Origin of the sequence: Pedobacter polysacchareus (assembly GCF_019802255.1) — a bacterium.
GTDB classification, from domain to species: Bacteria; Bacteroidota; Bacteroidia; order Sphingobacteriales; family Sphingobacteriaceae; genus Pedobacter; species Pedobacter polysacchareus.
This window is the reverse complement of sequence record NZ_JAHYSS010000001.1, coordinates 654,905-676,762: the sequence shown is the minus strand read 5'-3', so window position 1 is coordinate 676,762 and position 21,858 is coordinate 654,905. Positions and strand designations below refer to the sequence as shown.

The window sequence follows — 21,858 nt, the reverse complement described above, 5'->3', positions numbered from 1 at the left end:
TTAAAAGGGTTATCGGGTTATCTCTAATATTTCAAATTCGATCATTCCCGCAGGAACCTGAATTTCAATCTTATCACCTACTGATTTACCCAATAAACCTTTGGCAATCGGCGATTTAACGGAAATTTTTCCCGTTTTAAGATCTGCTTCACTTTCTGCAACCAATTGGTAAGACATGGTAGAACCATTCTTTACATTTTTGATCTTCACTATAGATAAGGCCAATACTTTAGAAGTATCCAGCTTTGATTCATCAATTAATCTGGCGGTAGAAAGCGTAGTTGCCAATTTTGCTATTTTAGCTTCATGCAAACCCTGTGCTTCCTTCGCTGCATCATACTCCGCGTTCTCGGAAAGATCCCCTTTATCTCTAGCTTCGGCAATTGCCTTAGAGATTTGTTGCCTTCCGGTGGTTTTCATCTGGTGTAATTCTGCCTTTAGTTTGTCTAAACCATCTTGGGTATAATAGGTAACCTCTGTCATAGCTCAATTTATTTTATGTAGTACTATAAAAACAAACAAGACTATATGGGCTGTTAAGCCTACATAGTCTTGCTTCAATAAAAACGAAGATAATGGGGTATAACCACAAAAACAAATTATTTAATTTGATTTTGGGCAGTTTATCAAAAATGTCTGTTTAAATGACAGCAATCAGCTTATCCGCTAAAACTTCCGATATTTTGCGGTAAGATTCAAAGGTCCAGCCCCCAACATGCGGCGTCAGAATGACTTTTCCAGCCGATTTAAGGTCATTAAACCAAGGTGTTTGCTGCAATGCCGGAAATTTCTCCACTTCCAGCACATCTAAGCCGGCAGCCAGAATTTTACCCGTTTGAATCGCCTGTAATACGGCTTGAGTATGGACAATTTCGCCTCTGGCGGTATTGATAAAGAAAATAGGTTTACGGAAATGGAAGAAATACTCTTCATCTACCATCTGACGCGTTTCTGAGGTAAGCGGAATATGCAAACTGAGTACATCGCTATGTTTTACGATTTCCTCCATGCTCACTTCTTTCGCATAAGCATCACTGAAACCGGTTTTATACTTATCATAAGCAATCACGTTAACTTCAAATCCGGCCAGCTTTTTTGCAAAGCTTTTGCCCATAAATCCGTAGCCAATGATCCCTACTGTTTTACCTTTTAATTCATAACCGCGGTTTCCTTCTCTGTCCCAGGTGCCATTACGAACCTCCTGATCCGCGTTACGAAAATTGTTCATCAGCGACAGCAGCATCCCCGTAGCATGTTCTCCTACGGCATCCATATTGCCTTCCGGCGCATTTAACAACTCGATGCTACGACTTCTTGCGTAATCCACATCAATATTATCTAAACCGGCACCTGCTCTGGCAATGAATTTCAGCGAAGGTGCAGCGGCCATCAGCTCCTGATCAATTCTAAATTTCGTTCTCACGGCAATTCCCTGATAGTTGGAAATTGCAGCTAGTGTTTGCTCCCGGGTATACAATGGCAGGTCATCTACCTCATACCCCATAGCGATGGCACGTTCCTTAAAGACAGGATGTAACTCATCCACAATTAAAATTCTTCCTTTACTCATATTGCTGTTGATCAATTATTATCTACTGTGAAAGTTGCGTTAAATGCTGCGTCAGCTCAATAAACTGGGCAACACTCAATTGCTCGGCACGCTTGTCGAAGAAAATATGGTCGTCCATTTTCTCTTTTGGAACTACACCTGAAAGTGCATTTCTCAAGGTTTTCCTACGTTGATTAAAGCCTGCTTTCACGGTACGCCAAAACAGTTTTTCATCACATGGAAGTGTTTCCACGTCATTACGGCTCAACCTGATCACCCCCGAATTTACCTTCGGTGGTGGGTTAAATGTGCCCGGTTTCACGGTAAACAGATATTCTATATCATAATACGCCTGAATCAGGACGCTTAAAATTCCATAGTCTTTAGTGCCTTCTTTAGAAGCGCAACGTTCTGCCACTTCCTTTTGGAACATCCCTACCATTTCTACCACCTGCGTTCTGTTTTCCAATATTTTGAAAAGAATCTGAGAAGAGATGTTGTATGGGAAGTTACCGATAATGGCATATTTTTCTTTGAAGATGGAAGAAAGGTCCAAGGCTAAAAAGTCGCCATTGATTAAGCGATCTCCTAACTGCGGATATTTCTCTTTCAGGAAATGGTAAGACTCCACATCGATATCGATCATGAAAGTTTCCAGATCTGCTCTTTCCAGTAGCAGGTCCGAAAGGATCCCCATTCCTGGTCCTACTTCCAGTACTTGTTTGTACTGATCGGTATGTACCAGACCGTTTACGATTTTCGCGGCAATCTTTTTGTCCGTTAAAAAATGCTGTCCTAAATGTTTTTTTGCCCTTACCAAACTCATATATTCTCCTTCTAAAAGCTGCAAAATAAGCAAAGTTTTGCGAGTATCAGAGCAACAATCCACTAAAACAGCCTCTACAGCCTTAAAAATAAGGATATCATTTTCCGATCGTTTTAGAGATCGGCTTCCATTTCTATAAAAGCAGAAAATACAAGCGCCAGAAAAACTGACCATTTTAAAATGAATTCTGTAATTTGCGCTAAATTTTTTTGAAGTATGAGCAATAAGATTAAAATTGGAATCAGCATAGGAGATGTGAACGGCATAGGTCTGGAGGTCATCCTGAAGACTTTAGCTGAGAGCGCGATCCTGGATTACTGTACCCCTATCGTTTATGGACATACCAAGGTTGCTTCTTACCATCGCAAGGCTTTAGGGCTGAGTGATTTCAACTTCAATGTGATTACGGAGGCTGCATTGGCCAATCCTAAGAAGGCGAATATGATCAATTGCTGGGAGGAAGATGTGAAAATCGACCTGGGTGTAGCCAATGAAACTGGTGGTAAATATGCCTTACTTTCTTTAGAGAAAGCAACAGAAGATCTGATCAAAGGGGAAATTGATGCCTTGGTAACGGCCCCGATCAATAAACATAATATACAATCAGATACTTTTAAATTTCCGGGACACACCGAATATTTGATGGAACGCAGCGGAAGCAGCGACGTATTGATGCTTTTAGTGAGCGAAGACATTAAAGTTGGTGTGGTAACTGGTCACATTCCCATCACTGAAGTTTCAAAAAGCATCACGATTGAGAAGATTGTGAAGAAACTGACCCTGATGAATGAGACTTTAAAGAAAGATTTCTGGATTGAAAAACCGAAAATCGCGGTATTGGGATTAAATCCTCATGCGGGCGACAATGGTTTATTGGGTACTGAAGAAGCAGACATTATCATGCCGGCGATTCAGCAGGCATTCGATAAAGGGGTAATTTGTTTTGGTCCATACCCTGCAGACGGCTTTTTTGGAAAAGGCAGTTACAAGCAATTTGATGCCGTATTGGCGATGTACCATGACCAGGGTTTGATCCCTTTTAAAACCATCGCTTTTGGCACTGGCGTGAACTACTCTGCAGGCCTGAAAATCGTACGTACCTCACCGGATCATGGCACAGGATACGACATTGCAGGAAAGAACCTGGCAGATCCAAGTTCATTTATAGAAGCCTTATTTGCAGCAACTCACATCCTGAGAAATAGAAGAGAACAGGAAGAATTATTGAAAAACCAGCTGAGAAGTGGTGGAAAAATTATAGAAACTGCAGCGGATATAAAAGACGATGCAAATTAGAATGAAAAAACATTTTAATTCTATAAAATAATTCCTACATTTGCGGGCTAAAATTTTGTTACAATTGAAACCATTAAAACAATTTTCAATCCCATTTACCGGCCTTAAAATCGGCAAGCATCAGTTTGAATTTGAGGTTGATAACAGCTTTTTTGATGCCTTTGAATACTCTTTAGTAAAAAAAGGAAATTTAAAAGTTGGCATTGAACTGGATAAACAGGAAACAATGCTACTTTTGCAGTTCGACATCAAGGGGACGATCGTATTGGATTGTGACAAATGTTTGTCGGAGTTTAATGCACCAATAAGTATACAAGAAAGGCAGATTGTAAAATTTGCTGAAGATGAGCTGGAAAGTGATGATTTAGAAATCATTGTCCTGAGTACAAAAGAGAGCGAAGTAGACGTTGCGCTTCCGATTTACGAACTCATCAATGTATCAGTACCTTATATTAAAGCCTGTGAGCAGGATGGCAATGGCCAGAAATGCGACCAGGAAATGATTGCGAGACTGGAAAGTTTTTCAATTGATAGACAAGAACAACAACAAGAAGAAAATAACGATGATGACCCGCGTTGGGCAGCATTAAAAAAATTAAAATAATAATTAAACAAATCAGCAATGGCACATCCAAAACGCAAGATTTCTAAGAGTAGAAGAGATAAAAGAAGAACTCACTATAAAGCGGTAGCTCCTTCTTTGGCTACTTGTCAAACCACTGGTGCAATTCACGTACCTCACCATGCATACAACGTTGATGGTAACCTATACTACAACGGTAAATTGGTTATTGAAAACACTTCAATAGGTTAATTTTCTTGAAAAATAGTTTGTGTTTTAAGTCGCTGAAAGTTTACCTTTAGCGACTGGAAAACTAGGGCGATTTTGCCTTCTAAACACAAACTGATTTTTTACTATGAAAATAGGTCTCGATATAATGGGCGGAGACTATGCTCCTAAAGCGAACGTTTTAGGAGCAATAGCTGCCCATCAATTGTTATCTCCCGGGGAGCACATAGTGCTGATCGGAGATACACAGCAGATTAAGCCCCTTCTCACTGAAAACGGATTCAATCCGGATCACTTTGAATATGTTCATACCGAAGAAGTGATTGGTATGGGCGAACATCCCACTAAGGCTATTGTTCAAAAGCCTAATTCCAGCATTGCTGTCGGCTTTTCCTTACTTAAAGAAGGTAAAATCGATGCTTTTGCCAGCGCCGGTAACTCTGGTGCAATGCTTGTTGGTGCCGTGTTTAGTGTAAAAACTATTCCGGGAATCATCAGGCCATGTATCCTTACAATTCTTCCAAAACTCAGTGGAGGCCTAGGTTTAATGCTTGATGTTGGTGCAAATGCCGACTGTAAGCCTGACACCTTGCTTCAATTTGGTGCTTTAGGTAGTTTGTATGCCGAGTGCATGTTTGGTACTGAACAGCCTAAGGTTGCGTTATTGAATATTGGTGAAGAAGACGAAAAAGGCAATATGCTTAGTTTGGCAACTTTCCCTTTAATGAAAGATACCAATCTTTTCAACTTTGTGGGTAATGTAGAAGGAAGGGACTTATTCAACGATAAGGCTGACGTAATTGTATGCGATGGATTTACAGGAAATGTGATGCTGAAACTGGCAGAGTCATTTTATGTATTGACACTAAAAAGAGGTTTAAAGGATGATTTCTTTGACCGATTTAACTACGAAAACTATGGCGGAAGCCCGGTTCTAGGTGTCAATGCCCCTGTGGTCATAGGTCATGGCATTTCAAGTCCGACAGCTGTTAAGAACATGATTCTTCAGTCAAGAGACATGATTACTACTGGCTTGGTAGGTAAAATTCAAGCTGCATTTAAATAAGAACATTGAAAATGAATAAAATTCACGCTGCGATTACGGCTGTTAATGGTTACGTACCAGATTACGTACTAACTAATAAAGAGCTAGAATCCATTGTAGAAACTACGGATGAATGGATTTTATCCAGGACTGGTATCAAAGAGCGGAGAATATTGAAAGGTGAAGGATTAGGTACTTCAGACATGGCAGTTCATGCGGTGAATGGTTTACTTAAAAAACGTGGGATTACTGCGGAAGAGATCGAATTGATCATCTTTTGCACCACCACTCCTGACATGCCTTTCCCTGCTTCGGCGAATATCCTTGCTGATAAAATCGGCGCAAAGAATGCCTGGGGGTATGACCTGCAGGCAGCTTGTTCAGGATTCATCTTCGGTTTGTCTACTGGGGCTCAGTTCATCGAATCCGGTAAACATAAAAAAGTATTGGTGGTTGGCGGCGACAAAATGTCTTCTATCATCAATTACCAGGACCGTACCACCTGCATCATCTTTGGTGATGGCTGCGGTGCAGTTCTTTTAGAGCCAAATGAGGAAGGAATGGGCATCCAGGACTCCATCCTGAAAAGTGATGGCGCTGGTCGTCAATTCTTACACCAAAAAGCTGGCGGTTCTGCCAGACCGGCAAGCCATGAAACTGTGGACAATAATGAGCACGTTGTGCATCAGGAAGGCCAGGCAGTATTCAAATTTGCGGTTACTAATATGGCAGATGTTGCGGCCGAAATCATGGAACGCAATAACCTGACTTCTGATGATGTGACCTGGTTGGTTCCACATCAAGCCAATAAAAGGATCATCGATGCTACGGCATCAAGAATGGGACTGGGCACAGAAAAGGTAATGATCAACATTCAACGTTACGGAAATACCACTAATGGAACAATTCCACTGTGTTTATGGGAATGGGAAAGCCAATTGAAAAAAGGCGATAACATCATCCTTGCGGCATTTGGAGGTGGTTTCACCTGGGGTTCTGTGTACTTAAAATGGGCTTATTAATTTTATAAAATAATTAATCTTAACTTAGATAATTGTTAAGACATACTGTTTTCTCTAAAAAACACCAAAAAATGGATATCAAACAAATTCAGGAACTTATTAAATTTGTTTCTCGTTCGGGCGTAAATGAAGTCGCTATTGAGCAGGAAGATTTCAAAATAACAATTAAAACCAATCAGGCTCCTACCTACGTTCAGGCAACGGTACCAGCACAGATTGCTCCAGCAGTAGCTCCGGCAGCGGCAGCACCTCAACCAACTACCCCAACAGAAACAAAAGCACCTGTTGCTGTAGAAGATGATTCAAAATACATCACTATTAAATCACCAATGATCGGAACTTTCTACCGTTCATCTAGCCCGGATAAACCATCTTTCGTAAATGTAGGTGATGAATTCCCAGTAGGTAAAGTGATCTGTATTATCGAAGCGATGAAATTGTTCAATGAAATCGAAAGTGAAGTTTCTGGTAGAATCGTGAAGGTTTTAGTAGAGAATGCTTCTCCAGTAGAATATGACCAACCGTTATTTTTAGTTGAACCTATGTAATTCGTTTTGTTGAAAATTCAATTTTCTGAATTGAAAGATCAACAGCTCATTGCTTAATATGCCCTGAACTAATTCGGGGGGGAAAAGAAAAAATATATGTTTAAAAAGATACTAATTGCCAACAGGGGCGAGATCGCTTTGCGTATCATCCGCACCTGTAAAGAAATGGGCATCAAAACCGTAGCTGTTTACTCTACTGCAGACAGAGAAAGTTTACATGTACGTTTTGCCGATGAAGCTGTTTGTATAGGGCCGCCGCCAAGTAAGGATTCTTACCTGAGCATCCCGAATATCATTTCAGCTGCAGAATTAACAAATGCAGACGCCATTCACCCAGGTTACGGTTTCCTTTCTGAGAACGCTAAGTTTTCTTCAGTTTGCCGTGATTATGGAATTAAATTTATCGGTGCTACACCGGAGCAGATCAACTCAATGGGTGATAAAGCTTCGGCAAAAGAAACGATGAAAAAAGCTGGTGTTCCTACTATTCCAGGTTCGCAGGGATTGCTTGAAAATTTCAAGGATGGTATTGCGATGGCCAATGAAATGGGCTACCCGGTTATTCTTAAAGCAACTGCCGGTGGTGGTGGCCGTGGAATGCGTGTAGTTTGGAAAGATGAAGATTTTGAAAATGCATGGGACAGTGCCAGACAAGAGTCGGGTGCAGCCTTTGGAAATGATGGTCTTTACTTAGAAAAATATATTGAAGATCCTCGTCACATTGAAATCCAGATCATCGGAGATCAATATGGTAAGGCTTGTCACTTGTCGGAACGTGATTGTTCAATTCAACGTCGCCATCAAAAGCTGGTTGAAGAAGCACCATCACCATTCATGACCCCGGAACTTCGTGAGAAAATGGGTGAAGCAGCCATCAAAGGTGCCATTGCGGTACAATATGAAGGTGCTGGAACCATTGAATTCCTGGTAGACAAACACCGTAATTTCTACTTCATGGAGATGAATACCCGTATCCAGGTAGAACACCCGGTAACGGAAGAAGTGATCAACTACGATCTGATCAAAGAACAGATTAAAGTAGCTTCTGGTGTACCGATCTCAGGAAAAAATTATTTACCAAATATGCACGCGATCGAGTGCAGGATCAATGCTGAAGATCCATTCAATAACTTCAGACCTTGTCCTGGAAAAATCACCAACTTCCACTCTCCGGGTGGTCATGGGGTGAGGGTAGATACGCATGTATATGCTGGTTACCAGATTCCTTCCAACTACGACTCAATGATTGCTAAACTAATTTGTGTGGCTCAAACCCGCGAAGAAGCGATCAGTACCATGGAGCGTGCCCTAAGTGAATTTGTAATCGAAGGTATTAAAACGACGATCCCATTCCACTTAAAACTGATGAAAGACCCGAACTTCAGAGCTGGTAATTTTACCACGAAGTTTATGGAAACTTTCGAGTTTTCGGAATAAATAAGTCATAGTAATGGCGGGATTTATACTTGTTACAAAGCAAATTCCCGCTAACAAAAACTATTTAGTAGATTTAAAACGTAAATACCATTCTAAACAAAATAGAATGGTATTTTTGTTTTACAAATAACGTACATGAGTGATACTAAGAAAAGGGACCTTATTGGTGCTATAAAAGAAAAAGGAAAAACTTTAGAGGCAGAAATGTCATTCTTTGACCATATCGATGTCCTCCGCAAACACCTATTACGCGCATTAGCAGTCGTTTTAGTGTTAACAGCCGGAGCTTTTTACTTTACTGACTTCATTTTTAATACCATCATCATGGGGCCTAAAAACCCTAACTTCTGGACTTACAGAATGATGTGTAAACTGGTAGAGCGGTTCCCCTCTATAGGTTCAGATTTTTGTATTACAAAGATCGATGCGAAGATCATCAACACGGAAATGGCAGGACAATTTACCCTGCAGCTGAACTCTTGTGTGATGGTCGGGATTATTCTAGGGATCCCCTACTTGCTTTTTGAAATCTGGCTGTTCGTTAAACCTGCCTTACACGACAATGAAAGAAAGTCTGCCAGTGGATTTGTAGCTTTCGCTTCTTTTCTTTTCTTCCTGGGGATTATGTTTGGTTATTACCTGATCTGCCCGCTATCTATCAACTTCCTGACCAACTTTACCGTGAGTCCGGAGATTGAAAATACGTTTACCATTGACTCTTACCTATCTTCAGTAATGACCCTGACCATTGGTTCAGGTGTGATCTTCCAATTGCCGGTGATCATTTACATCCTGTCGAAATTAGGGGTGATGACACCTGCATTTATGCGTTCCAGCAGAAGGTACTCTACTGTTTTAATCCTGATTATTGCCGCTGTAGTTACACCTACTGCAGATCCATATACGATGTTAATTGTAGCAGCACCATTGTTCCTGCTCTATGAATTGAGTATCCTGATTTCCGCCAATATTGAGCGTAAGAAAAATAAAGAGCTTTACGGTGTGTCTACCATTAGAAAAAACTAACCAAACCATATATTTTTGAAGATGTCAACAGCCCCAAAAATGAAAATTGCAATCGGCGCCGACCACGCCGGTTTTGAATACAAAGAATTGCTAAAGTCTTTTCTTAGCGACTATGAGGTCAAAGATTTCGGAACCCATTCTACACAATCTGTTGACTACCCGGATTTTGCTCACCCTGTAGCATTGGCCGTGGAAAGTCAGGAATATACCTTTGGAATTCTAGTGTGCGGCAGCGCAAATGGTGTGGCCATTACCGCCAATAAACACCAGCATATCCGTGCAGCCATTTGCTGGCTGAACGAGATTGCATCGCTGGCAAGGGTACATAACAATGCGAATGTATTGTGTATTCCAGCAAGGTTTGTTTCTGAAGAATTGGCAAAAGAAATGACCACTACCTTTTTAAATACTGCATTTGAAGGTGGCAGACATGAGAACAGAGTGAACAAAATTTCTTGTTAACCGCTAAGAAAAAGACCCAGATGAAAAAACATTTATTGTACGCCAGTTTCGTACTGACGATGGCTTGCTCTGCCACTGCTCAAAATAAAGATGCGGTGAAATTTAGTAAAACGATCAGTAAAGACAATGCTTATAAACACCTCTCCGTATTGGCATCTGATGCCTATGAAGGTAGAGAAACCGGTACAAAAGGGGGTTGGATGGCCGCTGATTACATTAAGAATTTCTTCAAAAGCCTGGGCTTAAAAGGTCCGGTAAACGGAGATTATTTCCAGCCGATCGACATGGTGAACACCTCACTTTCTCAGATCTTAACGCTGGATGGTCAGCCGGCAGAAGCTTTAAAAGAATTCTATATCGTTCCACAAACAGTTTCTGGAGCAGGTTTTGGATTCAATACCCCTACTGTTCTTTTTGCAGGTTATGGCCTGAAAAATGATAGTTACAATGATTTTGAAGGTGCTGATGTTGCCGGAAAAGTGGTGATGATCTTTAAATCAGGAGAGCCAAATGGGACTGCCGGTTCTACAAACAGCAGGTCTGTATTGATGGCGAAAGTAAAATACCTGACGGAAAAAAATGCTGCTGCGGTATTGGTGATCGACCCTACTGTAGAGGTGATGCCGGAAAACTTGAAAAGCTATCTGACTGCACCAAGAATGGTGATGAAGACTAAGGAAGAAATTGAAAAATTGAATGCCCCACAGGAAACACCGGTGATCTATATCGGATCTGGTGTAGCTAATCAAATTCTTGCTGCTGCAAAAACGAATATCACTGACGTTAAAAAGAAAATTGCGGATACTGGTAAACCTGCAACACAAGAGATTAATGTTTCCATTTCTGCCTCTGCAAAGAGAGTAGAGACGAAAGTAAGAGCAGAAAATGTACTGGGCTTCCTGGAAGGTTCTGATCCGAAATTGAAGCATGAAGTGTTGGTAGTAACTGGTCATTATGACCATATCGGTATCACTCCGGAAGTGAAAGGCGACGATAAGATCAACAACGGTGCAGATGATGACGGCTCTGGAACTACTGGTGTATTGATGTTAGCAGAAGCTTTCGCCAATGCAAAAAAAGCAGGTAAAGGTCCGAAAAGAAGTATCTTGTTTATGACAGTGACCGGTGAAGAAAAAGGACTTTTAGGTTCGGAATGGTATTCTGAACATCCTGTATTTCCTTTAGAAAAAACGATCACAAATCTGAATATCGATATGATCGGCAGAGGGGATAAAGACCATGAAAAGGACAACAATTTCGTTTATATCATCGGTTCTGATATGTTGAGCACAGAGTTAGACCATATCGGTAAAAAAGCAAATAAAGATTACGTAAATATTCAATTGGATGAGCGTTACAACAATAGAACCGACCCAAATCGCTACTATTACCGCTCAGATCATTATAACTTTGCGAAACATGGTATCCCTGTAATTTTCTATTTCAATGGAGTTCATGAGGATTACCACCAGCCAGGTGATGAGATCAGCAAGATTGATTTCCCAATGTTGGCTAAAAGAGCAAGATTGGTTTACTTTACAGCCTGGGAACTGGCCAACCGTGCCAACCGCCCGAAAGTTGATAAGAACGAAGACGGTACCAGAAAAAACTAAATACTCGTATAGATAAGTATTGAGCTTTAAAGCTCAGTTCTGAATTCAAATGATGCCCCCTAAACATAAGTTTAAGGGGCATTTTTTATGCAAAAAAAACCGCCCTGGTTTAGAGCGGTTCTCGTTTGGTTCCTAGATGTGTGGGCTATATCATAATTAAAGTTTAGCAATCACGAAGTCATTCAGGTTCAATTTAGAAACATCGTTTTTTACCAGTGCATGTTCTTTTGAAGAACCGCTCAATTTCAAGTCAGAATAACCGCTGATGTCCGTATAAAGACTACCTACTTTTGCATTTACATTTGCTTTAGCATCATCTTTTAAGAAGATCTGAAGCACAGCCAGGTCGAAATGACCACGAGTTTTAACCGTTGCAGTATTTGCTGCATCAATTCTTTGCAGGTCTTTTACATTTACATAGATCGTGCTGTTGTCAGTAGAGTTGATGTATAAAGTGTATCCTTTTTGTACTACACTTGTACCTTCTTCTGAGTTGGCATTATAACTATTGATGTCTTCTCTATTTCCTTGTACTAATACCACATTTGCGTTTCCAGTTACCACAATTTTATTGAATTTTACAGCAGCGGCAGCAGTGCCCATTGGTGCTTTTTCTTTTGCGAACGTTGTGAACGCTGAAGAAGTTAAAACGATAGCGGTTAGAGAAGTTGCGATTAGAGTTTTGATAGCAGTTTTCATATCTTTTAATTTTTAAGTTTTTAATTTTTTAAGGTTGTTTTGTAGATAAGACGTGGCCAAATGAGAAACGTTTCAGCGATTTTTGGCGCTTTAGACCATAGCAGTGTACCTCTCGACGAAATGGCCGAACTTCTCGACCAATCGACGAAAATATTTCGTCGATACTCCTCTTCCTTTCCTTATATTGTAATTTCCGGGCAGGAATCCATTTCAAGCCTAATTATTTTTATATTTGATGACGATGAAGATATCTGATGAATTTTTGGTTAAGGCCGATGAAAAAGCCTTTGATTTAGGGCATCGCAAGACAATTAATCATAATATTGGCAAGTATAATGTTGCGGTAGAGCGGGGTGTGTCGAGGTTCGAGAATTTAGAAAACTCGAAAAAGAAAGCGCATGTGATTAAATGGAGGGTGATGGAGAACCTGGATAAGTTTCTCCCTGAATTTGAAACCAATTTTCAACGTAGAGGCGGGAAAGTAATCTGGGCAAATGATGTAGAAGAGGCACAGAGAGAGATCTTAAACATCATCCAGAAAAGTGGCGGTAAGACGGTCATCAAGTCTAAATCGATGACGACCGAAGAAATCCACCTCAATGATTTCCTGGAGAAAAACAACATTGAATCCTTAGAGAGTGACCTTGGTGAATATATTGTTCAGCTATTGGGTCAGGCTCCATACCATATTGTTACCCCTGCAATGCACCTCAGTAAAGAGGAAATTGCAAAGCTGTTCCATGATAAATTTGGGACACCACTAGATGCGACTCCACAGCAGCTGACGCAAAAAGCCAGAGAACTATTGAGGGAAAAATACCTGAGGGCAGACATTGGCATCTCCGGAGGAAACTTCTTAATTGCCGATACCGGCAGCATCGCCCTGACAGAAAATGAAGGAAATGCGCGGTTATGTACTACTTTTCCTAAAATCCATATTGCGATTGTAGGTATAGAAAAGGTCATTCCTTCTATGGCTGACCTGGATTTGTTCTGGCCATTGCTTTCTAGTCATGGAACCGGACAAAACCTGACCGTTTACAATACGATATTGAGCGGCCCCAGACAGGCACATGAAACTGATGGTCCGGAGGAAATGTATGTGGTATTGCTAGACAATGGCAGGACCAATCTACTGGCACAAAAAGAACAGCGTCAGGCCTTATATTGTATCCGCTGCGGCGCTTGTTTAAATGCTTGTCCGGTGTATAAAAATATTGGCGGACATACCTATAACACCACTTATAGTGGCCCTATCGGCTCTATTATCACCCCACATTTACAGGGGATGAAGGAATTCAAGCACCTCAGCAATGCTTCCAGTTTATGCGGTAAATGTACAGAGGTTTGCCCGGTAAAGATTGACGTTCATAAGATGTTATTGCTAAATAGAAGAGATGCAGTAGCCGATAACCAAAATACGAAAGTAGAGGAGATCGGATGGAATGCTTTCACGACTACCATGCAAAAACGATCCAGAATGGATATGTTAGGAGGGAAAATGAAAAACTTCTTCCTCAAGTTTTTCTTCAAGAAGACCTGGGGTAAATACCGGAGTATGCCGGAAGTTGCACCGAAGTCTTTTGCGAAGCTTTACGAAGAGAAAAAGAAAGCCAACAAAAATCCATAAAATATGCAGTTCGACAGAAAAGATAAGAACGATGCGGTATTACTAAATTTATATACGCAATTGCTCTACCCAAGAATGGTAGAGGAAAAAATGCTTATCCTATTACGTCAAGGCAGAATTGGCAAGTGGTTTTCCGGCATCGGTCAGGAAGCCATTGCCATCGGCAGTACACTCGCCATGGAGGAATCCGAGTATATCCTTCCTATGCACAGAAACCTGGGTGTATTTACTGCACGTAATATCCCTTTAAAGAAACTGATGGCGCAATGGCAGGGAAAACTGAACGGCTTTACCAAAGGTCGGGACCGCTCCTTCCATTTCGGTACTCAGGACTATAAAATTATCGGCATGATTTCCCATCTGGGGCCTCAAATGGCCGTTGCAGATGGTATCGCCCTCGCAGATCTGATCTCCGGTCAGGAAAAAGCAACTCTGGTATTTACCGGTGAAGGTGCTACCAGTGAAGGTGATTTCCATGAAGCCATCAATGTGGCAGCCGTATGGAATCTTCCGGTGATCTTCCTGATTGAAAACAATGGATATGGCCTCTCTACCCCTACCAGCGAACAATACAAATGTAAAAATCTGGTAGATCGGGCAGCAGGTTATGGTATTGAAGGTTTTCAAATCGATGGTAATAATGTGCTGGAAGTCTATGATACGCTGGCTGCAATCGCCTCAAAAATCCGTAAAGACCCGAAACCAGTATTGGTTGAATGTTTAACTTTCAGAATGAGAGGTCATGAAGAAGCCTCAGGCACGAAATACGTTCCGCAGGAACTGATGGATGCCTGGGCGGAAAAAGACCCGGTAACAAACTTTGAACGCTATTTATTAGCAGAAAACGTATTGACAGCATCACTGATCGCCGAAATTAAAGCAGATTTTAAAGCTGGTATTGAGTATGAAATAGAGGCCGCCTTTCAGGAGGAAGAACCAGCAGCAGATGCTCAAGCTGAACTTGAAGATATGTACGCTCCCTATGCTTTTGAACCTGTCAGCCCTTTAGAACTTCCTTCTTCAGAAATGCGTTACCTGGATGCCATTACCGAGGCGCTGAAAATCGGGATGTCTAAACACGAAAACCTGGTATTGATGGGTCAGGATATTGCCGAATATGGTGGTGCTTTTAAGATTACAGAGGGCTTTGTTACTCTTTTCGGCAAGGCAAGGGTACGAAATACCCCCATCTGCGAATCTGCAATTGTAGGCACCGCATTGGGCCTTTCTATCAATGGTTATAAAGCAGTGGTGGAAATGCAATTCGCCGATTTCGTGACCTGTGGTTTCAATCAGATCGTAAACAATCTGGCTAAAACTCATTATAGGTGGGGAGAAAAAGCAGATGTGGTGGTCAGGATGCCTACAGGTGCCGGAACCGGTGCTGGTCCATTCCACTCCCAAAGTAATGAAGCCTGGTTTACAAAAACACCCGGACTAAAAATCGTCTATCCGGCTTTCCCTGCTGATGCAAAAGGACTATTGCTGGCGGCAATTGATGATCCGAATCCAGTGTTGTTTTTTGAGCATAAATACCTGTACAGGAGTTTAACCGGAGCAGTTCCGCAAGGAGAATACAACCTGGAAATCGGCAAAGCGAATGTATTACAGGAAGGGACGCAATTGAGCATCATTACTTACGGCCTTGGAGTACACTGGGCACTCTCCTATATCGCGGAACATCCTGACTTAAGCATCACACTCGTTGATTTACGCAGTCTGCAGCCCTGGGATAAAACTGCAGTCAGTGCTGCTGTAAAGCAAACCGGAAGGGTATTGATTTTGCATGAAGACACCTTAAGCAGTGGTTTTGGAGCAGAATTGGCAGCATGGATCGGCGAGCATTGTTTTAGCGATCTGGATGCACCGGTAATGCGTTGCGCCAGTGCAGATACGGCCATTCCAATGAGTAAAGTACTGGAAGAAGATTTCCTTGCGAAAAGCAGGTTATCCGGTATGGTGGATCAGCTGCTGGCTTACTAAGCGGTCAGTCCTCTTTTAAAGGTTCATGATGTACATCAAATAATTCATGTAGCTTTCTTTGTAATAGTTTTTTATCTGGAAGATGAGTTTTATATGCTGCAACCATGGTAGGCGAAAGGCTTCGACTTAATGCGTACTCTACCACTTCGATGTCCTTATCTTTACATAATAAAATTCCTATACTAGGTTTCTCATTTTGCTTCTTCACATCTCTATCCAGAGCTTCCAGATAAAAGTTTAGCTGCCCTAAATGCTCCGGTTTAAATTTATCTGCTTTTAATTCAAATGCAACTAAACACTGTAATCCCCTGTGAAAAAATAATAGATCAAGGTAAAAATCAGTATTTCCGATCATCACCTTGTACTCTTCACCCATAAAAATAAAATCCTTACCTATTTCAAGGATAAAAGTCTTCATCTGCTTGATTAAACCCTTTTTTAAATCATTTTCAGTATATGGTTCTGCCAGGTTTAAAAACTCAAAGATGTAACTATCTTTAAAATTAACCGGAACATCATTCTTAGCTTGTCTCAGCGATGTTGAGAATTCTGATTTTCCGATCATTACCTTTTCGTAAAAGCTACTGCTCAACTGCCTTTCCAATTCACGTTTACCATATTTCTCTTGAATACACAATCTTAGATAAAACTCCCGTTCTTCTCCCGTCTTAGCTCTAGAAAATATGATGAGGTTATTTGTCCTGCTAATTTGTCTCACCAGTGGTGAGACTTTTGGATCTTCACGATAGATTTCATAAAACTGCCTCATTCGCCAAAGATTCTTATTTGAAAAACCCTTTAAACCAGGTTCTTTTTGTTCTAAAAATTCCGCCAACTGATTTACAACTGACTGACCCCAGTTGGCAGTAACATAATAGATTAATTAACCACACTAGATTAATATTATTATTACCTAAACTAAAAACAAGTTAATTTTACAGAAAGTTATTAACAACAATTTATCTGAGAAATATTTCGTCGATCCAGGTCTCCTTATGGCACGATAATCGCATTTTGATTCCTGAACTACTTAAGGAATACTATGAAGCACGCTTATCTATCACTCATCGTCCCGCTGACCTTAGCGCTATCCAGTTGTAATCAGCAACCCAAACACCCCCAGGCAGACCTGATCAACCAGAGTTCTCCAGCGGCAATGACCGATGCGTCCATCCTTCGTTATGCAGATTCTATTCAATCAAACCTCAGTGGTTTGGAGAAACAAAGCAGTCTTATTTTCCAGCAGGGAGAACAATCCATGTATGTAGAAAAGTACAGCGCGAATGGGAAACCGGTTTTATATGAAGAAAACGTAGACAATAAGCTCATCAGTAACAGCAGCAAAAGATACTTCCTGAAAAACGACACTTTAATCCTTGTTCAGGAAAGCGTTAAAGCCAATAATGGCCTGACAGAAACGCGTAATTATTTCAGGAACAACATTTCTTTTAAAAAGGAACAGCGTACAGCGGCAAACGCTGCGGCATTGAAAAAACAACCTTTTTTATCTGTTAAGTCTGCAATGAGAACTGTCCAAACATCAGAAGACGAGGCAGAGCAGCTCAAAAAACTGGAAGATGCTATTGGCCAAAAAGGCGATTTTGCAATGCGTTTTGAGCAATTTATAGACATCCCTGAAGAAAGTATCCTACAGCTTAAAGGCATTGGCCAGAATGGCTATACTGCAAACGTAATAGTGAGAAAACCGGATGCCCTGATTGACAGTTTACAACATCAGCCTACGATATTCAAGAATGAAAAGTTGAATTTTAAATGGGAAATTGCGGATAATGAAGCAGTTTATGTACCTGTTGGCGCCAAGATGACTTCCGCTAAAGGATTAAATAAATAAACATTTCCGTTGTCCAGGCAAAGGCAGCGGTATCTTTTTCTGAGCTTCTCCCCTTTTTTAAACTGCCTGCCATCTTTGATGGTAAACACCGCGTTTAAAGGAAGTTCTTCCAATCGGGAGGCATCCTTTAATACATCATGCTTTTTAAGTGCGCGGGAGAGTTTTAAATCGGTGCAACTGGCCGCAGAAGGATTGTGCAGGTAACTGACAATCGCCAGTTCCACATCCTGAGGGAAAATTTTCTGCTCAATAAAGGGTGCCATCATGCGCTTAAAATTGTGCTTCCACTCTCCGCCATGCGGCTTCACCTTATTCTTATGGTCATTCCAGGTAAGCAAATGCGCAAATTCATGAACTGTGGTGACCAGAAAGGCATAGGGATTCAAATCGTTATTCACAGATATTTTATGCCCCAGCCCTTGATAGGGATGGCGGTAATCGCCCAATTTCGTCACCCGGTTTTTAGATATTTTAAACTCACATTGAAAATAATCTATCCACTTCGCGATGATCGGTGCGGCTGCCTGGGGCATGTACTGCGCTAAGATCTCCTCCTTTTTCACCTCCCCAAGATAAGTAAATTACTTCAAAAGCTGGTAGGCGATCAAACTGGCGATATAGGCCATTGCAGTCATATAGGTCAGCTGAATTAAAGGCCATTTCCAGGACTTTGTTTCTCTGAATACCACTGCTACCGTACTCATACATTGCATCGCGAAGGCATAAAATAGCATCAGTGAAAATGCCGTGGCAAAAGTGAAGACTGGTAAACCCGTATCTGGATTTACAGCTGCTCTCATTTTATCACGAATCGTCCCTACAGCTTCATCACCGCCATCTACACTATAGATAGTAGCCATAGTACCCACAAAAGCTTCTCTTGCTGCAAATGAAGTGATCAATGCAATGCCTATTTTCCAATCGAACCCTAATGGCTTGATCGCTGGTTCTATCGCATGACCTAATATCCCTGCATAAGAGTTTTCCAGCTTCTCTGCCGACTTATCTCTTTCCAGTGTAGAAATCTGTACGCTATCTTTTTGAGCCTCTATGGCGTCATATTTCTTGTCAATCATGGCAAAGGTATCCGAAGGACCATAAGATGCCATCACCCATAGAATAATAGAAATTGCAATAATCACCTTACCCGCTTCGAAAACGAAGGTTTTAGACTTCTCGTACATGGTATACAATACGTTGCTCCAGCGCGGCATTCTGTATACCGGCAGCTCCATGATGAAGTAAGATTTCTCTTTCGCTTTGATGATGAATTTCATTACAAAAGCCACTAATATTGCTGCTACGATACTGATCAGGTACATTCCCATTAAGGTTAAACCTTGTAGGTTAATGAATCCCCAGACCATCTTTTCCGGAACAACAAGACCGATTAATAAGGTATACACTGGTAATCTTGCCGAGCAGCTCACCAAAGGAGCCACCATAATGGTGATGATCCTATCTTTCCAGCTTTCGATGTTTCTGGCACTCATGATGGAAGGCACGGCACAGGCCAGACTGCCAATCATTGGTACGACAGATTTACCGCTTAATCCGAACTTTCTCATGATTTTATCCATCATAAAGGTCACCCTGGACATATATCCGGTGTCCTCCAATATGGAGATAAAGGCAAAGAGAATCGCGATTTGCGGGATAAAGACGATTACGCCGCCCAGACCTGCCAGGACCCCATCGAGTAAGAGGTTGGTTAATATGCCATCTGGTAAATACTCATGACCGAGTTCTGTCAGCTTCATAAATCCAGCCTCAATCATCTCCATCGGATACGCAGACCAGGAGAAAATAGAGTTAAAGATGAAAAACAGAATCCCGATAAAGATCAGGAATCCCCAGAATTTGTTGGTCAGTACGGCATCGATTTTATCACTGAATGCAAACTTTTTGGCCGCGCCGGTATCCTGAATTACACCAGAAAGTATGGTTCCTAAATGACGGTAACGGGCGATGGTTTCTGCAGCCTGCAATTCTGAAGTTTCAAAGGCATGGGCTTTTTTAATCTTTTCAAATGCCGCATGTTCCTCTAAAGAGAACAGGTCTAAATGCTGGTGCTGGTGTAATACCTGCAAAGCATAATAATCATTGTCTGTTTTTAATTTCGCTTTTGCCTCAGAAATTGCTTCTGGTGCTAAGGTGAATATATCTGCACCTTTTGCCTGAGTGGCAATTTTGGTGGTATTTTCTATGGCTTGTTTTAATTCTTTTAATCCAGTTTTGCTTCTTGCCGAAATGGCCACCACCTGTATACCCAATCTTTCCGCAAGCTTATTGACATTGATGTCAATCCCTTCCTTCTGGGCCATATCGGTCATGTTCAGTGCCAATACCATTGGCACTTCCAAATCCGCAACCTGCGAATACAGCAATAAGTTTCTTCTTAAATTGGTTGCATCCGCCACTAAAACGACTACATCCGGATAACTCGAATTCGTTTTATCCGCCAGTACCTGGAACACGATACTTTCATCCTTACTCTTCGGATATAAGCTATATGTCCCTGGAAGGTCAATGATTTCTGCAACCTTGCCATCTGCCAGCTTACAATATCCCACCTTCTTGTCGACGGTGATACCCGGAAAATTACCGATCTTTTGATTTAAACCTGTCAGCAGGTTAAAAAGAGTAGACTTGCCTGTATTGGGATTCCCAACCAGCGCTATTTTCAAATCCTTAGCCAATTTAGTATTACTGAATTATGATAACAGATGCTTCGTTCTTACGCAAACAAAGTTGATAGCCGGCCACACGGATCGCGATTGGATCACCAAGTGGAGCAAATCTTTCTACCTCAACAACCTCCCCCGGCAAACAGCCCATTTCCATAAGTTTTACGGACATCTCAAGATCAGTAAACTCAACTATAGTACCTCTTTCCCCTGGATTCAATTGTGATAGCTTCATCTTTCTATAGGTTATTTATGTTCGGATCGGACATGATTTCCTCTCCTAAACCAGGCGCAATTTAGCCTTAATTTATAATAATTCCAAATACCGGAACCTGGATCAGCCTGCTTGAAATCAGGTTTAACGGCGTATAGCGCGTTATTAAATAATCCTAAGGTCACAGTAGGGTAACTATTTAGATACCCGCGAGTTTTATCCCGTCTGGATAGCGGTTGTAACTCACCGGAGGGCACTTACAACCCGGCTTAAAAATACTGCAGCTACTCAATGCCGCAGCGACAAATAAAAGCAGCAGTTTAACCTTTATTTTTTTCATGCTGAAGAGATTTATGATAATCCGATTTATGCAACAGAACAAAACTGAATACGCCCATAAACACACCGATCATATCGCAGCCGAAATCCCACCATTCTGCAGACCTGTAGGTAAACACCTTCCACTGCAGAAATTCAATTCCTGCCCCGATACCTGCGGTAATCAGAATCACTTTAAAGATCGTTAGGGAACGAAAGCTGTAGCTGTGCTGGTAATTGATCCTGCCATAGAACAGCAGAATTGTGAGTACAAAGAAAAACCCAAGGTGTACCAGCTTGTCAAATCCTTCAAAAAAAATGCCTGACCCAGAAGTGTCAGGCATTTTCATATTACAAAGGACTAAAATCACCACGGTCCATAGGATGGCCCAGATCTGATATTTTAATGCTTTAGTATTCATTGATTAAGCTCCTACAAGAGCTTTATAAGCATCTGCATCTAATAAACCTGCAACTTCAGCAGCGTCAGAAAGTGTTACTTTAACCATCCATCCTTTTCCATAAGGGTCAGAATTTACTAATTCCGGGTTGTCATTCAATTCAGGATTAGTTTCAGTTACTGTACCAGTTACTGGCATAAACAAATCAGAAACAGTCTTAACAGCTTCCACTGTACCGAAAACATCGTCTTTATTTACTTCATCACCCACGGTATTAATATCGATGTATACAATATCACCTAATTCACGTTGTGCAAAATCAGTAATACCGATATAGGCTTCGTTACCTTCAATTTTAACCCATTCGTGGTCTTTAGTGTACTTTAATTCTGATGGAAAATTCATGTGTATAATTTTTTGTTGGTTCAAAGGTAATTAATATAAGTATTTATCACAATGC

General features: G+C 41.2%; 23 protein-coding genes. 13 read left to right on the top strand and 10 right to left on the bottom strand.

Annotation, left to right across the window (positions count from 1 at the left end):
* Positions 1 to 9: 9 nt before the first annotated feature.
* The 3 genes from greA to rsmA all read right to left on the bottom strand — a co-directional run bounded on the left by greA (position 10) and on the right by rsmA (position 2,375).
* The gene (gene greA, locus K7X70_RS02830) at positions 10 to 483 is read right to left on the bottom strand and encodes a transcription elongation factor GreA (RefSeq protein ID WP_062546725.1); all 474 of its coding nucleotides are present in this window, start codon (positions 481 to 483) and stop codon (positions 10 to 12) included.
* Positions 484 to 640: 157 nt separating this feature from the next.
* A complete protein-coding gene (locus K7X70_RS02825; RefSeq protein WP_222535629.1) occupies positions 641 to 1,570 on the bottom strand; it encodes a 2-hydroxyacid dehydrogenase in 930 nt (309 codons plus the stop codon).
* 22 nt (positions 1,571 to 1,592) lie between these two features.
* Complete coding sequence (rsmA, locus tag K7X70_RS02820; RefSeq protein WP_222535851.1) at positions 1,593 to 2,375, bottom strand: 16S rRNA (adenine(1518)-N(6)/adenine(1519)-N(6))-dimethyltransferase RsmA; 783 nt, start codon at positions 2,373 to 2,375, stop codon at positions 1,593 to 1,595.
* A gap of 216 nt (positions 2,376 to 2,591) precedes the next feature.
* Here rsmA and pdxA point away from each other — a divergent pair, with 216 nt between their 5' ends.
* From pdxA to K7X70_RS02770, 10 genes are all read left to right on the top strand, one after another.
* A complete protein-coding gene (gene pdxA / locus K7X70_RS02815; protein ID WP_222535628.1) occupies positions 2,592 to 3,671 on the top strand; it encodes a 4-hydroxythreonine-4-phosphate dehydrogenase PdxA in 1,080 nt (359 codons plus the stop codon).
* A 64-nt stretch (positions 3,672 to 3,735) separates the two neighbouring features.
* The gene (locus K7X70_RS02810) at positions 3,736 to 4,275 is read left to right on the top strand and encodes a YceD family protein (protein WP_222535627.1); all 540 of its coding nucleotides are present in this window, start codon (positions 3,736 to 3,738) and stop codon (positions 4,273 to 4,275) included.
* 18 nt (positions 4,276 to 4,293) lie between these two features.
* Positions 4,294 to 4,485 (top strand): 50S ribosomal protein L32, encoded by a 192-nt coding sequence (gene rpmF / locus K7X70_RS02805; RefSeq protein WP_073238280.1) that lies wholly within the window; start codon positions 4,294 to 4,296, stop codon positions 4,483 to 4,485.
* Between the two features lie 103 nt (positions 4,486 to 4,588).
* Positions 4,589 to 5,527, top strand: coding sequence for a phosphate acyltransferase PlsX (gene plsX / locus K7X70_RS02800; RefSeq protein ID WP_222535626.1), 939 nt, complete (start codon positions 4,589 to 4,591; stop codon positions 5,525 to 5,527).
* Positions 5,528 to 5,538: 11 nt separating this feature from the next.
* Positions 5,539 to 6,528, top strand: a complete 990-nt coding sequence (locus K7X70_RS02795; RefSeq protein WP_062546720.1) for a beta-ketoacyl-ACP synthase III — start codon at positions 5,539 to 5,541, stop codon at positions 6,526 to 6,528.
* 71 nt (positions 6,529 to 6,599) lie between these two features.
* Positions 6,600 to 7,076, top strand: a complete 477-nt coding sequence (gene accB, locus K7X70_RS02790) for an acetyl-CoA carboxylase biotin carboxyl carrier protein (protein ID WP_062546719.1) — start codon at positions 6,600 to 6,602, stop codon at positions 7,074 to 7,076.
* A gap of 96 nt (positions 7,077 to 7,172) precedes the next feature.
* Positions 7,173 to 8,513 (top strand): acetyl-CoA carboxylase biotin carboxylase subunit, encoded by a 1,341-nt coding sequence (gene accC / locus K7X70_RS02785; RefSeq protein ID WP_187666139.1) that lies wholly within the window; start codon positions 7,173 to 7,175, stop codon positions 8,511 to 8,513.
* Between the two features lie 135 nt (positions 8,514 to 8,648).
* Positions 8,649 to 9,539, top strand: coding sequence for a twin-arginine translocase subunit TatC (tatC, locus tag K7X70_RS02780; RefSeq protein ID WP_187666140.1), 891 nt, complete (start codon positions 8,649 to 8,651; stop codon positions 9,537 to 9,539).
* A gap of 39 nt (positions 9,540 to 9,578) precedes the next feature.
* Positions 9,579 to 10,001: a ribose 5-phosphate isomerase B gene (gene rpiB / locus K7X70_RS02775; protein ID WP_222535625.1), complete on the top strand. Its 423-nt coding sequence runs from the start codon at positions 9,579 to 9,581 to the stop codon at positions 9,999 to 10,001.
* A gap of 20 nt (positions 10,002 to 10,021) precedes the next feature.
* A complete protein-coding gene (locus tag K7X70_RS02770; protein WP_222535624.1) occupies positions 10,022 to 11,614 on the top strand; it encodes a M28 family peptidase in 1,593 nt (530 codons plus the stop codon).
* Between the two features lie 156 nt (positions 11,615 to 11,770).
* Here K7X70_RS02770 and K7X70_RS02765 read toward each other — a convergent pair whose 3' ends face one another.
* Positions 11,771 to 12,313: a GIN domain-containing protein gene (locus tag K7X70_RS02765; protein WP_222535623.1), complete on the bottom strand. Its 543-nt coding sequence runs from the start codon at positions 12,311 to 12,313 to the stop codon at positions 11,771 to 11,773.
* 235 nt (positions 12,314 to 12,548) lie between these two features.
* Here K7X70_RS02765 and K7X70_RS02760 point away from each other — a divergent pair, with 235 nt between their 5' ends.
* Complete coding sequence (locus K7X70_RS02760) at positions 12,549 to 13,943, top strand: LutB/LldF family L-lactate oxidation iron-sulfur protein (RefSeq protein ID WP_222535622.1); 1,395 nt, start codon at positions 12,549 to 12,551, stop codon at positions 13,941 to 13,943.
* 3 nt (positions 13,944 to 13,946) lie between these two features.
* A complete protein-coding gene (locus tag K7X70_RS02755; RefSeq protein WP_222535621.1) occupies positions 13,947 to 15,926 on the top strand; it encodes an alpha-ketoacid dehydrogenase subunit alpha/beta in 1,980 nt (659 codons plus the stop codon).
* Between the two features lie 4 nt (positions 15,927 to 15,930).
* Here the strand turns inward: K7X70_RS02755 and K7X70_RS24510 are convergent, their stop codons facing one another.
* Entirely contained in the window at positions 15,931 to 16,806 is an 876-nt protein-coding gene (locus K7X70_RS24510; RefSeq protein ID WP_368388185.1) for a PDDEXK nuclease domain-containing protein, read from the bottom strand.
* A gap of 162 nt (positions 16,807 to 16,968) precedes the next feature.
* Between K7X70_RS24510 and K7X70_RS02745 the strand changes: the two genes are divergently transcribed.
* Positions 16,969 to 17,778 carry a hypothetical protein gene (locus K7X70_RS02745; protein ID WP_222535619.1) on the top strand — a complete coding sequence of 270 codons (810 nt, stop codon included), beginning with the start codon at positions 16,969 to 16,971 and terminating at the stop codon, positions 17,776 to 17,778.
* Here the strand turns inward: K7X70_RS02745 and K7X70_RS02740 are convergent.
* The 5 genes from K7X70_RS02740 to gcvH all read right to left on the bottom strand — a co-directional run bounded on the left by K7X70_RS02740 (position 17,727) and on the right by gcvH (position 21,803).
* Positions 17,727 to 18,311, bottom strand: coding sequence for a sprT domain-containing protein (locus K7X70_RS02740; RefSeq protein ID WP_222535850.1), 585 nt, complete (start codon positions 18,309 to 18,311; stop codon positions 17,727 to 17,729). The two genes, K7X70_RS02745 and K7X70_RS02740, sit on opposite strands and share 52 nt — an antisense overlap.
* A gap of 48 nt (positions 18,312 to 18,359) precedes the next feature.
* Positions 18,360 to 20,465 (bottom strand): ferrous iron transport protein B, encoded by a 2,106-nt coding sequence (gene feoB / locus K7X70_RS02735; RefSeq protein WP_255606879.1) that lies wholly within the window; start codon positions 20,463 to 20,465, stop codon positions 18,360 to 18,362.
* Between the two features lie 19 nt (positions 20,466 to 20,484).
* Positions 20,485 to 20,700 (bottom strand): FeoA family protein, encoded by a 216-nt coding sequence (locus K7X70_RS02730; RefSeq protein WP_062546709.1) that lies wholly within the window; start codon positions 20,698 to 20,700, stop codon positions 20,485 to 20,487.
* A 299-nt stretch (positions 20,701 to 20,999) separates the two neighbouring features.
* Positions 21,000 to 21,419: a VanZ family protein gene (locus tag K7X70_RS02725; protein WP_222535617.1), complete on the bottom strand. Its 420-nt coding sequence runs from the start codon at positions 21,417 to 21,419 to the stop codon at positions 21,000 to 21,002.
* Between the two features lie 3 nt (positions 21,420 to 21,422).
* On the bottom strand, positions 21,423 to 21,803 hold the full coding sequence (gcvH, locus tag K7X70_RS02720) for a glycine cleavage system protein GcvH (protein ID WP_222535616.1): 381 nt from the start codon (positions 21,801 to 21,803) through the stop codon (positions 21,423 to 21,425).
* Positions 21,804 to 21,858: the final 55 nt, after the last annotated feature.